At 58.2% G+C, this 14009-nt stretch carries 14 protein-coding genes; 10 read left to right on the forward strand and 4 right to left on the reverse strand.

The annotated features are described in order from the left end of the window. Position 1: 1 nt before the first annotated feature. Positions 2-1090, reverse strand: a complete 1089-nt coding sequence (gene amrS / locus AABO57_21380) for an AmmeMemoRadiSam system radical SAM enzyme (GenBank protein MEK6288278.1) — start codon at positions 1088-1090, stop codon at positions 2-4. 148 nt (positions 1091-1238) lie between these two features. Between amrS and AABO57_21385 the strand changes: the two genes are divergently transcribed. Beyond that, positions 1239-2195, forward strand: coding sequence for a phosphoesterase (locus tag AABO57_21385; GenBank protein ID MEK6288279.1), 957 nt, complete (start codon positions 1239-1241; stop codon positions 2193-2195). Positions 2196-2200: 5 nt separating this feature from the next. On the opposite strand, the gene AABO57_21390 is transcribed toward AABO57_21385, so the two are convergent. From AABO57_21390 to AABO57_21400, 3 genes are all read right to left on the reverse strand, one after another. Continuing rightward, positions 2201-2689, reverse strand: a complete 489-nt coding sequence (locus AABO57_21390; protein MEK6288280.1) for a pyridoxamine 5'-phosphate oxidase family protein — start codon at positions 2687-2689, stop codon at positions 2201-2203. A gap of 81 nt (positions 2690-2770) precedes the next feature. Next, positions 2771-3007 (reverse strand): hypothetical protein, encoded by a 237-nt coding sequence (locus AABO57_21395; protein MEK6288281.1) that lies wholly within the window; start codon positions 3005-3007, stop codon positions 2771-2773. 972 nt (positions 3008-3979) lie between these two features. Next, positions 3980-4870, reverse strand: a complete 891-nt coding sequence (locus AABO57_21400; GenBank protein ID MEK6288282.1) for a 3-hydroxybutyryl-CoA dehydrogenase — start codon at positions 4868-4870, stop codon at positions 3980-3982. Positions 4871-5339: 469 nt separating this feature from the next. On the opposite strand from AABO57_21400, the gene AABO57_21405 reads away from it, so the two are divergent. The 9 genes from AABO57_21405 to AABO57_21445 all read left to right on the forward strand — a co-directional run bounded on the left by AABO57_21405 (position 5340) and on the right by AABO57_21445 (position 13942). Next, positions 5340-5639: a hypothetical protein gene (locus tag AABO57_21405; GenBank protein ID MEK6288283.1), complete on the forward strand. Its 300-nt coding sequence runs from the start codon at positions 5340-5342 to the stop codon at positions 5637-5639. Positions 5640-5757: 118 nt separating this feature from the next. Next, entirely contained in the window at positions 5758-7356 is a 1599-nt protein-coding gene (locus AABO57_21410; GenBank protein ID MEK6288284.1) for a phage tail sheath C-terminal domain-containing protein, read from the forward strand. An 18-nt stretch (positions 7357-7374) separates the two neighbouring features. Beyond that, positions 7375-7899 (forward strand): phage tail protein, encoded by a 525-nt coding sequence (locus tag AABO57_21415; GenBank protein MEK6288285.1) that lies wholly within the window; start codon positions 7375-7377, stop codon positions 7897-7899. Beyond that, complete coding sequence (locus tag AABO57_21420) at positions 7899-8660, forward strand: phage baseplate protein (protein ID MEK6288286.1); 762 nt, start codon at positions 7899-7901, stop codon at positions 8658-8660. The genes AABO57_21415 and AABO57_21420 overlap by 1 nt, the downstream gene beginning before the upstream one ends. Before the next feature lie 417 nt (positions 8661-9077). Next, positions 9078-9731 (forward strand): hypothetical protein, encoded by a 654-nt coding sequence (locus AABO57_21425; protein MEK6288287.1) that lies wholly within the window; start codon positions 9078-9080, stop codon positions 9729-9731. Further along, the gene (locus tag AABO57_21430; protein MEK6288288.1) at positions 9728-10978 is read left to right on the forward strand and encodes a DUF4255 domain-containing protein; all 1251 of its coding nucleotides are present in this window, start codon (positions 9728-9730) and stop codon (positions 10976-10978) included. The genes AABO57_21425 and AABO57_21430 overlap by 4 nt, the downstream gene beginning before the upstream one ends. Before the next feature lie 7 nt (positions 10979-10985). Further along, positions 10986-13163 carry an ATP-binding protein gene (locus AABO57_21435; GenBank protein MEK6288289.1) on the forward strand — a complete coding sequence of 726 codons (2178 nt, stop codon included), beginning with the start codon at positions 10986-10988 and terminating at the stop codon, positions 13161-13163. Next, complete coding sequence (locus AABO57_21440) at positions 13160-13423, forward strand: hypothetical protein (GenBank protein ID MEK6288290.1); 264 nt, start codon at positions 13160-13162, stop codon at positions 13421-13423. Before AABO57_21435 ends, AABO57_21440 begins: the two co-directional genes overlap by 4 nt. A gap of 33 nt (positions 13424-13456) precedes the next feature. Continuing rightward, positions 13457-13942, forward strand: a complete 486-nt coding sequence (locus AABO57_21445; protein MEK6288291.1) for a hypothetical protein — start codon at positions 13457-13459, stop codon at positions 13940-13942. Positions 13943-14009 lie beyond the last annotated feature (67 nt).

Consider the following 14009-nt stretch of genomic DNA (forward strand, 5'->3'; position numbering starts at 1 on the left):
TCTACGTCAGATCGGGTTTGAAGTTTGAAGGAGGCGTTTTCTCCCACCGGCCTGGAATAAGCGTCTCACACTCAGGACAGGCGCCCGCCTTGATCCGATTGCTCAACACGCGGAAGCCGTACCTCTCAATCAATGTAGCTTTGCAGTTAGGGCAAAACGTGTTCTCATACTTTCCTACCCGCCCCGGCAGGTTCCCCGCGTAAACGTAGTTGAGTCCCGCGCCGTAGCCTTTTTCAGCCGCGCGAATCAGCGTCTCGATAGGAGTGTTGTCTGGACCGGTCATCTTGTAGTCCCGATGGAACGCCGTAACGTGCCAGGGAATGTCCGGCGAGACGCTCGCGATGAAATCGGCCGCTGCTTTTATCTCGTCGTCTGAATCATTGAAGCCGGGAATCAGAAGCGTGACGATCTCGAGCCAGAATCCGCGTTCGTGAACCATCTTGATGGTGTCGAGCACGTTCGATAACAATCCTCCAAGCTTTCGATAGCTTCGATCGTCGAAGCCCTTAAGGTCAATCTTGTAGAGATCGACCCACGGCCTTATGTAATCCAACACCTCGGGAGTCGCGTTGCCGTTTGAAACGTAGCCACACACAAAGCCCGCCGGTTTTGCCTGCTTGAAGATCTCTACTGCCCACTCGCTGGTTATGAGCGGCTCGTTGTAGCTTGATACGACCAGTCGCGCGCCCGCCCGGCGCGCCAACTCGACCATCTCGCCCGGTGTCACTTCAAGCGGAGGTGAGACCGCGTTCGGATCGCGCAACGCCTGCGACGTAACCCAGTTCTGACAGTAGCTGCAATGATAATCGCAGCCGAGCATTCCAAACGTCAGAGCGAGCGATCCGGGATAAGCGTGGAAGAAGGGTTTCTTCTCGGTCGGGTCACACTGAATCGCGCCGGCGTAGCCCCTGGGGACCATCAGCTTCCCGTCCTGGTTGTAGCGCACACGGCAAATGCCGTCCAGCCCGGGCAGTATCACGCACCGATGCCCGCAGGCGTAGCAGCGCACCCGCCCGCCTTCGAGCTTCTCTCCCAGCTCGCCTTCAGTCGTGTACGTTTTGAGAATCTGTTTTAGAGTTTGTGCTGCCATTGCGTGAACCACCGTCAATTGCGATGAACGATTGCAATACTACCATGAGTAACCCCCGGTCATAGAAACGCCCTTCACGATTCGGCGTCTCAGATGCTAAATTGATTGGCTAAATAGAGCCGCCAACAGGAAAGACCAGTCCTTAAGAATGAAACTTAGAATCCTGCATCACGATCATTGTTTCGATGGCTTCGCATCCGCCGCGGTTTTTTCGCGCTTCTTCGCGGAGAAAATTAGGGCCGACGCCGAGATCTCATACACGGGACTCGCACACAAGCCGAACCAGAAGCTCATCGAGGAAGAGTTATTTGACGGCGACGACAACGCCATCGTCGATTTCAAGTACAGCCCGTCGCCGAGGCTCACCTGGTGGTTTGATCATCATCAGAGCGCGTTTCTATCGCCTGAAGACGAACAACACTTTCGTACCGGGACATGGCCGGCAAAGTTTTACGACCCGAACTACAAATCATGCACGAAGTTCATCGCGGACACGATCGCCGCTAAGTACGGCTTTGACCAACCCGGCTTGAGCGACTTGATTCGCTGGGCCGACATCATCGACGGCGCTCAATACGAAGACGCGAAAACGGCAGTGGAGCTGAACGCTCCGGCGTTGAAGTTGATGCTGGTCATCGAAGCGAGCCACGACCGCGCGGTGATGCAAAGAATTATTCAGGGCATGCAATCGGAGACGCTGGACAATATCATCTCCGACCCGGTGATCAGCCGGGAGTTTCTCCCGCTGTACGAGCGTCACCTCAAGACGATCGATATGATTCGCGAGGCGGCGCGATGCGAAGGAGGCGTGATCTACTTTGATCTCAGCGATCACGATGCCGAAGGCTACAGCAAGTTCATCCCGTATTACTTGTTCCCGGAGTGCGTCTATTCTGTAAGTGTGAGCTTGTCTTCAAGCAGGTCGAAGATATCGGTGGGATTCAATCCGTGGAGCCCTCGGCCGCGCCGGCACAACCTGGCTTCGATCTGCGAGCGATACAATGGTGGCGGTCACGCCGTGGTCGGAGCGATCTCATTGCGCCCGGATCAGATCGAGCTGGCGCGCGAGACTGCCAAAGCAATCGCTGCCGAGCTTCGCGCGTAGAGCAGTCAGTCAAACACCCACCGAGTCGCAGTGCCGGTGAACTCGCCGCCAGCAGAGGTAAACCCGAACACCACTCTGGGATGAACCTCGTAGAACGGTTCGTCGAAGCCTTCCATGCCCCACTCGTATTTCGGGCCGTATGCATCCCCGAATCGTTGGCGCAGCTCAGAGTTGTCCATTAACTCAGCGACACCTTCCAGGATGATCTGGTCCTCGCCGAGTTCGCAGCAAATGACGCAGCGTGGATTCTCGACGAGGTTACGAGCCTTGCGCGATTGATTCCCGGTGCTGAAGTAGAAGGCATCTTCGAGCCACACGCCCCACACCGGCATCGCGTGCGGGTTTCCATCCGGCCGCGTCGTCGCTACCCAGTAGTTCCGCGCTTTCGCTAAGCGCTCGGTGGCCCAGCTCCAGGGTAGCAAGCCTTTGCCTTTATGAGCTTCGAGAATTCCATAGCCCGGCATGTGCGGGCGGCTCGCTTTCGGTTGTGGCATTGTCTACTCCCCGTTCGGCAGCAGTACCTTGCTTAAATGCGTTATTAATACCATTTCCTTCCGGACTATCACCGATGATTTTCATTTCTTATGACAAATCGCCAACCAGTCCCAGGGATACGGGTCTTTCATCCATCTAGGTGGGTTGTCGAATATCGCGATCCAGGGATACTCGACCCTATCCACGTGGCTGACTTCGAAGCCCACATCTTCCAACGAAACGAACAGTTCCTCCCTCAAATAGTGCTTTGCCAGAACGCCGTCAAGATTCAGTATCCCGTTGATGACGTCAGCGCCGCGCGATTTCTTTCGAGGCAACTTGATCGCAGATCTTTCGTCTTGGCGATGGCCTGATCTATCGTTCCATTGAGACAATCTCAGATTTGAGTAAAGAGCTGACTCCAACGAAGGTACAACTACCAGGATATGTCCTTTGTTCGCGATATGCCGAAACATGTTATCCAATACACGCCGCCGTTTTTGGGGAGCGGGCTCCAGAAGCACGTTTACGCTTATCCCGAAATCGAACTTCCCGAGCTTTAATCGGGAACTATAGAGATCAGCCCTCACATAGACGACGTTGTCGAAACCACGGCAAGTATCTCGCGCCAGTGTCAGGCAGTTTCTTGAGACGTCAGTAGCACAGACGGTCTTAAACCTCTCTGCTAGTAGTGGGACGTATCTTCCAACCCCACAGCCAAAATCGCAGGCCGTTGACTCTGCGGAGCTGAACCGATCAATGTGACTTAGCAGAGTACGATTCCGGTCATTTGCCAGAGTATCAAAAACTTCGTTGTCGAAATTGCTCGCGATCCGGTCCCAGAATCTTGTATTCATCACTCTACTTATCTTAAATCGCAACGATGAATCCCAGGCGATTCGCTACTCGTCTTCGCGTGTTCCGCCCAGTCGTGCCTCGGTATCGAGTTAGTCGCGCGCGTTCCCGAAGAAGCCCGCTGCACGCTATTACAGAAGATGTGGCGATGTCAATATCAACGTGACGTGTCTCACGACGCTCCCAGCCACTGAGTGGCGAAAGCCGATGGCCACATCGTGAGCTGTGGGAGTTAGTGGACGCGATCATCATCCAACCGCAAGCCACGGGAGTGGCGAAAGACCTTGCGCCAACTGCAAAGTGGAACAATGTACGGGACCACTTCAGGATATGTGCCTTCTCTGCGATGCTCGGCGTTGTATTCGCTTCGTTTTCCGCCACTCCGGGGCCCGGACAAGCGGTGCCACCACACTCCAAATCGGGAGGCCGTGCGAATCAATGGCTGAAGTCCGACGCTACAAGAGGCTCATCGGTTTCGGATTGTTCGGATCGCTGTAGTCGTAAAACCCGCGGCCGCTCTTTCGTCCGTACAACCCCGCCATCACCATCCGCTTCAACAACGGCGGCGGAGCGAACCGCTTCTCTTTGAACTCGTCGAACATGATGTTCGCTATATAAAACGTCGTGTCGAGTCCGACAAAATCACCAAGCGTGAGCGGTCCCATCGGATACCCGCAGCCTAGCTTCATCGCGTTGTCTATGTCCACGATCGATGCTACGCCTTCCTCGAGCGCGCGAATTGAATCGAGCATGTAAGGCACAAGCAGACGGTTCACGATGAAGCCGGTTCGGTCCGAGGTCTGCACGGGAACCTTGCCGATCTCGCGAGCGAACGCAGTTGCGGCGCTGAAAGCTTCCGGGTCAGTGAGAATCGTGCGGACTACTTCGACCAGCTTCATCACCGGCACCGGGTTGAAGAAGTGCATTCCGAGGAAGCGTCGCTGCCGTTCCGGGCCGGTCGCCGTCATCATCTGCGTTATCGACAGGCTCGAGGTGTTCGAGGCGAAGATCGTTTCGGGAGGGCAGATCCTATCGAGCCGTGAGTAGGTCTTATTCTTCTCCTCCATGTTCTCTATGATTGCTTCTATGACGATCTGGGCGCCTGCCGCGTCCTCAAGCCGAGTAGCCCCGTGCAGTCGAGCGAGCGTCGCGTCGCGGCCCTCAGCAGTCAGCTTGCCTTTCTCGACCATCTTTCCGAGTTGCTTCGTTATGCTGCCGAGACCTTTGTTCAAGTATTCTTCCGAAACTTCGATGACGGTTACCTCGCGCCCCGCTTGAGCGCACACCTGGGCGATGCCCGAGCCCATCAACCCGCATCCGAGCACTGCGACCTTATCTATTGCCATTAGTATTGCCTCCATTCATTCGCCGAAGACTGGGGTGGAAATTCCACCTTTCATTCCGTCAGTTCAGGAGAGGTAGGTTATTACGTCGAGCGGGATTGTTCAACCAAGCCTAAGGAGACTGTGTCAAAACCCCCAACTTCAGTTGGGGGGTGACACAGTCTCTAAGCGGCTGGGGTAGTCCCCTGTTCTTTGCGGCCTTTGCCGCCGGTGATTGCCTGTAGCGAATCCTGCCGCCTGGGACAAGCGGCAAGGTGCGGAACAAAATCCTGTTGCCGGACCTGGACAAAGACGTGCTGACGGTAGGACATTAATCTCCTACTGTAATACAGCGACGGGGGCTGGGGAGATCCATTGCCTTGCGTTTCATGCTGGACTAAGAAGTCCTACCTCAATAGTTCCGCGGCGCGTGGGTTCAACGATTAAGTACCGCGCACGGGAATTGCAATTGTGGCTACCTGGGAGCGAAGGAGTGGCTGTGAACTCTGGCGGGCAAACGACGGATGAACCTGATACGGATTATCAAATACTCGCTTACTTGCATGCCAACCCAGAGGCGCAGGACACACTTGAAGGGATCGTTGAATGGTGGCTGCTGGACCAGAAGATCAGCCGGCAGACCGAGCGCGTAAAACAAGCGCTCGCCCAGTTGATTGAGCGAGGGCTGATAGTCACGCGAATTGGAACTGATTCGCGAGTTCATTACGGAATCGATCGCAACAGACGAGATGAAATCGAGTCATGTCTCAAAAATTGGCCGGGAACTATTTGATTGCCCCGGGGTTGTAATCCTGAAACTCGGCTAACCGCGAACGGTTCGAGTATCCTCACCGAATGAACTGGTTACATAGGCAGCGAGCCCGACTATTTGATCAAGGAGAAGTTAAACTATGCCAATTGCACCGACCTATCCTGGCGTTTACATCGAGGAGATACCGAGCGGCGTCCGCACGATCACTGGAGTGGCGACCTCAATTACTGCATTCATCGGTCGAGCCATGCGCGGGCCGACCGGTGATCCGGTGACAATCAACAGTCTTGCTGACTTCGAGCGCACGTTCGGCGGCTTGCAGGTGAGTTACCCTATGAGTTATGCCGTCAAGGATTTCTATATCAACGGCGGAAGCCAGGCGATTATCGTGCGTTTGCAGAAAGGCGCGGCCACTTCCAAGAACGCCGATCTGAAACTGGATGCGGCCAATCCAGGCAACTGGGGTGACAAATTGGTGGTGACGGTTGATGAAAAGGGCATCACCGACGATGTCGCTAATCGCTATGGCATCGCCAAAGCCGATCTCTTCAACCTGACGATCTTCGAGGACCCGCCCAACGGCAGAGTCGAGAAATTCCTGAACGTCGCGGTGGCAGCGGGTTCCGGTTCGCGGCGGCTTGATCGGGTTTTGAACGAAGAATCCAATCTCGTGCGCGTCAGCCTGAAAGTCGATAAGACGCCGGATTTACCGGCGACCCGTCCGGCCAACAGCAAAGACGAGGAAGACCCGGCCAATGCCAAAGCTGACAAAACCAAGTTTGTTAGACTGTCCGACGGCAAGGACAGCGCTCCGTTGACGACGGCGGCTGATTTCGAGGGCGTGAGAGCTGATAAGACTGGCCTCTACATGCTCGAGAAGGTCGATCTGTTCAACCTGCTCTGCATTCCACCGGATACGCGCGATGGCGACGCGCCAAGCGATGTCTATGGAGCGGCCATGATCTATTGTGCCGAACGCCGTGCCATGCTCATCGTTGATCCTCCGAAAGCCTGGTCGAGCAACAAAGATACCGCCGCCGCGACGGCGCTCGCCGGCTTGGGCGCTCTCAATTTGTCAGGTCCCGCCGCGCGCAACGCTGCGCTTTATTTCCCGCGCGTGCTGGAAGCCGACCCAAAACGCGATGGACAGATTGATACGTTCGTTCCCTGCGGCCTCGTCGCCGGCGTGATGGCGCGCACGGACGCGCAGCGTGGCGTCTGGAAGGCGCCTGCGGGATTAGACGCAGCTATGACCGGTATTCAAGGTCTGGAAGTCAACCTCAACGATCCCGAAAACGGTATGCTCAATCCGCTCGGCATCAACTGCCTGCGCTCGTTTGCGGTCTTTGGCCGCGTTGTCTGGGGTGCGCGCACCTTGCGGGGTGCTGACCAGCTAGGCGACGAATACAAATACGTCCCTGTGCGCCGTACGGCTTTGTATATCGAAGAGAGCCTGTATCGTGCCTTGAAGTGGGTGGTCTTCGAGCCCAACGACGAACCGCTGTGGGCTCAGATTCGGCTCAACGTGGGCGCGTTCATGCACGACCTGTTTCGCCAGGGGGCGTTCCAGGGCCGCACGCCCCGCGACGCCTACTTCGTGAAGTGCGACAAAGAGACCACGACGCAAAGCGACATCAATCGCGGCATCGTCAACATCATCGTGGGATTCGCGCCGCTCAAGCCCGCCGAGTTTGTGATCATCAAGCTGCAACAGATGGCCGGTCAAATCGAGGTGTAACGCCCGGGAGGAAAACGTATGGCTCAGTTTACCGTTAATGCTCAGCGTTTCGATCCGTACAAGAACTTCAAATTCCGCGTGAAGTGGGATGGCAGGTACGTGGCCGGCATCAGCAAGGTCAGCGCGTTGAAGCGCACCACGGAAGTTGTCAAGCATCGCGACGGCGGCGACCCCTCCAGTAGCCGCAAATCGCCCGGCCGCACCGAGTACGAGGCCATAACGCTCGATCGTGGCGTTACGCACGACAAAGAGTTCGAGCAATGGGCCAACAAGGTTTGGAATTTCGGCTCGGGTCTGGGCGCCGAAGTGTCCCTCAAAGACTTCCGCAAAGACGTCATCATCGAGGTCTACAACGAAGCGGGCCAGCTTTCCCTCGCCTACAAGGTCTTCCGCTGCTGGGTCTCGGAATTTCAGGCGCAGGCCGATCTCGACGCCAACGCCAACGCGGTCCTGATACAACACATCAAGCTTGAAAACGAAGGCTGGGAGCGCGACGTCGAGGTGCCTGAGCCCAAGGAACCTACTTTCACTGAGCCTCAGTGATGCGAACTCCTTCTGCTTCAGAGTTGCTGGCAGTCTGGGAGCATGCGCGAGCACAACCGATCGCAAGACAGGCTTTGATATTGCTCGCAACCGCTTCGCTGGACTCCTCCGGGGAAGACCTGGCCAAACTGAGCATCGGCCGGCGCGATGCCCGTTTGCTCGCTTTGCGCGAAGGTCTTTTTGGCTCGCGGCTGACCGGGCTGGTCGCCTGCCCGCAATGCGGCCAGCAGCTCGAACTGAGCGTTGAGGCGGCAGATCTTCGAACGGCCGTCGATCAGCCGGTCCCCGAAACGCTCACCGCGACCAGCGAAGGCTACCGCGCGCAGTTCAGGCTGCCCAATAGCGAAGACCTGGCTGCACTCGACGCTGATGATGGCCAGGAGCGCGATGAGACTACAACCATTCGGAGGCTGCTCTGGCGTTGTCTGGTTGAGGTTCGACGCAACGGCCGCAGGCAAAGGCTCGATTCATCGCGCAGCCTGCCGGCGGCATTGATAGAAGTCATCGCGTCCGAGATGGAGAAAGCGGACCCACAAGCGAATGTTCAACTCGACTTCCAATGCGCCGACTGTGGTCATCGGTGGCTGTCCGCCTTTGACATCGTCTCGTTCCTTTGGAAGGAAATCGACAATTGGGCCAACCGCGTTTTGCGCGAAGTTTGTGTGTTGGCGTCTGCTTTCGGTTGGCGCGAGGCCGACATTCTGGCGATGAGTGCTCAACGGCGACAACTTTACCTGCAGATGATCGGCGATGCGACCTGATGCAGGTGGTGCAACTCGATTGTGAATAACTATCTGGCAAGTATCGCAGCGCGGACCCTGAATCCTGACCCCCCGGTGCGCCCACGGCTCGGCGGCCGGTTCGAGCCCGCGTCCCCGACACGCGAACTCTCAATCGATAATTCTGAGTACAATCGTCCGGCTGCGGCAAAACCTTCGCAACCCGATTCCCAAACAGATCGAGCCGCTATCCAGCACGCTCCGCGGCAACGCGCAACCGGGGGCGAGACAAGGGAATCACCCAATGTCGCGCCTGAGCCGGACCGAGCGCCGTCGCAACAAATGAACCTGCCGCCGGTCTCGCGGGGTGCAGCCGACGGGGCCGGGCTCTCGCCGTCCTTACTTGGTCGAGAGCCGAACCAACAGACACCTCCGAAAGCGGAGTCCGCGCAACAGAGTGTGCACATTGAAGTGCGGCCGGTTGAAAGGCTCACGGATGATCCCGAGCAGGTCAGAGGCGGAAGCTCAACCTCGCGCAAGCCGCGCGATGAAGATTCGGCCAGGTCGCGTTCTACTGATGAGCCCGCTCTGAAAACCTTTCCTTACCGCCGCGAAGCTGTTGGAGAAGAACGACCGCCAACCGGTACAGGACGATCGTCCGAGACCATTCAACCTTCGTTGAGCAGACACGACGAGGAAGATAGTGCGCGGCCCTCGTTCAAGCGTACGCAGCCTGGCATAGAACGCGAGATCCACACGGTTGTCATCCGCGAGAAATCGATGCTCGAAGAATCGCGTCTAACCCAGCCGGCCGCGAATCTGCTGCCTGTTTCGGTTACTGCGGCTCCATCAGACGCTCGCGAACAGAGCAGCTCAAAAGGGTTTCCGATCGTCGTTCAATCCCGCATTGCGCCGCTGGCTGAGGTTGGACCCGAACGCCTGACGCTCAATCGGCTCGGCGCTTACTCTCAACCGACGGTTCACGTAACCATCGGGCGCATCGAGGTACGAGCGGTGCAGTCAACGCAATCACCCGCGAAGCCGCGAGCAACAACGCCGGTCATGAACCTGGACGACTATCTGCGGCGGCGCAATCAAGGAAGTGCGCGATGAGCAACCGCCTGGCAATCGCCGCCGTCACCGCCACGTTGCGCAGCTTACTGGCCACTGGCGTAGGCATTTCCGAAGTCACCGCGCGTCCGCTGGATCTCGCGCGTGGCAACAATGGCAATGGTGATCAGCTCAACCTGTTTCTGTACCAGGCACTCCCCGATGCTGCGTGGCGAAACCGCGATATGCCGCGCCAGACCAAACCCAATGAAACCGGTCTGCCGCCGCTGCCGCTGACGCTCTACTACTTGCTGACCGCCTACAGCGGCGACGACAACGACACCAGCGCGCACAAGCTGCTGGGTAACGCGATGGGAGTACTTCACGATCATCCGCTGTTGAGCGCGGCCGAAATCAAAAACGCGACATCCGCCGGCTCGGGGCTGGAAGACAGCGATCTGCACGAGCAGTTGGAGCGCGTGCGAATAACCCTCCAGCCTCTGACCTTCGAGGAAATCTCGAAGCTGTGGACGACGTTTCAGACGCACTATCGCACGTCGGCTGCCTATCAAGTTTCGCTGGTGCTGATCGAGAGCAAACGTCCGTCGAAGACGCCGCTTCCGGTCTTGAAGCGCGGCGAGGACGATCGTGGCGTAACCTCGCAGCCCGATATGATTCCCCCGTTCCCGGTGCTGACTTCGCTCAAACTGCCGCCGCGCCGGTTGAGCGCGCAACCCGGGGACACCATCAGTGTAATCGGTAGCCGGCTGGCAGGCGGGACTGTCCGGCTGCGGTCATTGCGTCTGGCGAGCCCTCCGCCATCAGTGACCTTGGGTGTGAGTGACGCGCAACTCGACGTGACGCTTCACAACGACCTCGCGCCCGGGTTCTACACGATCGCCGTTGAACTTCCGTCGCCACACGGAACGATTACCAGCAACGAGCTGGCGCTCGCGGTCGCGCCGGTCATTGACCCGCCGCTTCCGCTCACCCGTCCGCGCGAGCCTGACGGCACTGCGATGATAGATCTCTCATGCAGCGTTGCGGTCCTGGCCGAGCAACGTGTTGCGTTGCTGGTTGGGGACTTCGAGGTGCGCCGTGAGCCCCCTCCCGTGGCTCCGACAAAACTTTTCAAGTTCATCATCCTTAAGTCACCCGACGGAGACCTCCCAGTGCCGATAGGCGTGCCGCTGCTGGCCCGACTGCGTGTTGATGGAGTGGACAGCGAGATACTGGCGCCTCTCCAACCAGGCGAGCCCGAGAGCACACCGCCCGAGTTCGACGCCAGCAAGAGGATAACGATTACCTAAGGAAGTTATGAGCACCGATTCGAACAACTGGCAGGAGAACAACCAGCGCTATCTCACAGCCGCGCTCAACTGGCTGCGACTGAAGCTGAACAGATTGTCGCCGCATTTCCCGGGTCCCTCTACGGGAGTCAGCGCGGAGTTACCTCCGCAGCGGAACGTTTCAGGCGGCAAATGGCGCTTCCGGGGCAAGCCTGAGCCCAACGCCAGCCAGCCGCGAGCCTTGCTTCCGCCCGCGCCGGATTACTCGGTGGTCACCGAAGAGATGCTGGCGCAGGCTGCCGACGAACTGGCAGCAGCCGAAGCCGCGATGCCGCCGCCGGCTATGGTTATGCTCAGCCGTAGTTTCGGTTTCTCTCGTTTCGAAAAGGAGATACTGCTGCTGTGCGCGGCGATGGAGCTGGACACTGGCGTTGCCTCACTATGCGCGGAAGCGCAAGGCAACGCGCTGCGGCCTTACCCCACGTTCGCGTTGGCGATGACGTTGTTTGATGAACCCGAATGGAGCGCGCTGTCGCCGGAGGGGCCGCTGCGTCACTGGCGGTTGCTCGAGATAAATCAACCGGGGGCGCAGCCTCTCACCACCAGCGCCCTTCGCGCCGACGAGCGAATCGTAAATTTTCTAAAAGGCCTGAACTATCTTGACGACCGGCTGTCGCCGCTGCTGCTGCCGATGACAACGGTGTTGACGATGGCGGCTTCTGGGGATGACGCCGCCGACGGGTTGCCGCCGTCGCATCGGCGCGCGGTCGAAACGATTATGCAGCGCCTGCGGCAGACCATCGCGCCGCAGCAGTTACCGGTGATCCAGCTTGTGGGTCCCGACTCCGCGAGCAAACAAATGATCGCCCAGCGGGTTGTCGAGGAGCTTGGCCTTCGGCTCTATCGTCTGCCGGCTGAGCTAATCCCGGCTCAGGCCGTGGATCTCGAAACGCTGGCCAGACTGGCTGAACGCGAGACCGCGCTCTGGCCGCTGGCGATCTACCTGGATGCGCGCGAGGCTGGCCGCGAGGCGGCCGCGGAGTCGCAATCGCCACCGATCAGCCGTTTCCTGACGCGTGGCAACGGTGTCATCTTCCTGGACGTGAGAGAGGCGCGGCGCGAGTTGAGCCGCCCGGTGATCACCGTCGACGTAGCCAAGCCTTCATCCGCCGAGCAGAGGTCTTCGTGGATCGCCGCGCTCGGGCCCGAGTCGGATCAGACGGCCGCGACGCTGGCGGGGCAGTTCAATCTCAACCTTACGACGATTCAGCAAATCTCCCAGGCCGCGCTGCAGCAACCTGACGAGGAGGCAAAAGCCCGATCTGATCGGTTGTGGAATGCGTGTCTTGCAGCGACGCGCCCCGGGCTCGATGGGTTGGCCGAACGCATCGAGCCGAAATCGACATGGCGAGACATCGTGCTCCCCGAATCGGATATGAAGCTGCTTGCGCAGATCGCATCCCAGGTCAGGCATCGCGGCGCGGTCTACGAGACTGGGGGCTTTGCAGCGAGCCGGTCGCGCGGGCTGAGCATCAACGCGTTGTTCGCCGGAGAGAGCGGCACCGGTAAAACGATGGCGGCTGAAGTCCTGGCCAACGAGTTGCGCCTGAGCCTTTACCGCATCGACCTGTCGGCGGTGGTCAACAAGTACATCGGCGAGACGGAGAAGAATCTGCGGCGGCTTTTTGACGCGGCCGAGGACGGCGGAGTGATTTTATTCTTCGACGAAGCCGACGCGCTGTTCGGCAAACGCAGCGAAGTCAAAGACAGTCATGACCGCTACGCCAACATCGAGATCAACTACTTGCTGCAACGCCTCGAGTCGTTCAGCGGGCTTGCGATCATGGCAACGAATATGAAAGCCGCGTTGGACACGGCGTTTCTGAGGCGCATTCGGTTTATCCTGGAGTTTCGGGCGCACGACGCAGCAGAGCGCGCGGCAATCTGGCGAAGGATTTTTCCGCGAGAAACCGAAACGCGCGGTCTGGACTTCGAGCGGCTGGCCAAGCTCACCCTCAACGGCGGCAGCATCAATAACGTTGCGATCAACGCTGCGTTCCTGGCTGCGCAAGCCGGAACCCCGGTCACGATGCCGCTGGTGCTGGAAGCCGCGCGAACGGATTTCTTAAAGCTGAAGCGGCCGATGAACGAAGCCGATTTTCAATGGCAAGAACCTGCGGGGTTGGCGGAAGGAACGGCTGCGTGAACATAGAGCTTCACATTGAGCGTTTGATTTTGGACGGCCTTGCGATTGAGCCGCGCCAGCACGCACACGTACAAGCCGCCGTCGAAGCGGAGCTGACTCGATTGCTGGCGGTCGATGGATTGTCGTCACGTCTGTTGAGCGGCGGCACTATGCCACACCTGCCTGCAACCTCGATCCAGTTGAGCGGTCAAGCCAACCCGATCGACCTGGGGCAGCAGATCGCAGGAGCGGTACATGGGCGGATCGGCAACCCCGAGTGAAGATCGAACACTGAAGAAAGGAGCGTAACCATTATGCCAAGCAAGCCTACATCGGCTTCAACCTCACAGCCCTCGACGCGCGTCGTCAGCCCTGAAGTCTTCAGACAGGTCTATGATTCGCCGCAATCTTTGCCGGGAAAAGAACGGTGGGTGACAAGCGACGAAGACGTACGAAAGATTGAGCAGCTCCTCGGGATGGAGCCGAAAACGATTGGCGCTCCCCTGTGGGTGAGCGGGGACACGCGCCGCTGCCCGAAGTGTGATCGCGAAACCAATTGGCTCGACATCGTCGCTTCGGGTTTGTCCAAGACGCATAACAAAGAACTGCTTGTTAAGGTGATTCTTGGCGATAAGAAGTATGTCAACACTGAGACGCCGCGGGCCATTGCCGATCTGATCTGTTTCAAGTGTCAGAGCCCAATTCGAGACCTGCGCAGCTTCAAGTGTCACAACTGGGCCTATGCCAGAGGCGCCTTGTTAAAGGTCTTAGACCGCGTGGCTAGCACCAGCACTCGTTGATCGGAAGATTGAGGACTATATGAGCACGCTAGCGGTCAAGGATTTAGGGAGGTGCGATGAAGCGACC

Source organism: Acidobacteriota bacterium (assembly GCA_038040445.1).
In the GTDB taxonomy this organism is placed as follows: domain Bacteria; phylum Acidobacteriota; class Blastocatellia; order UBA7656; family UBA7656; genus Onstottus_A; species Onstottus_A frigus.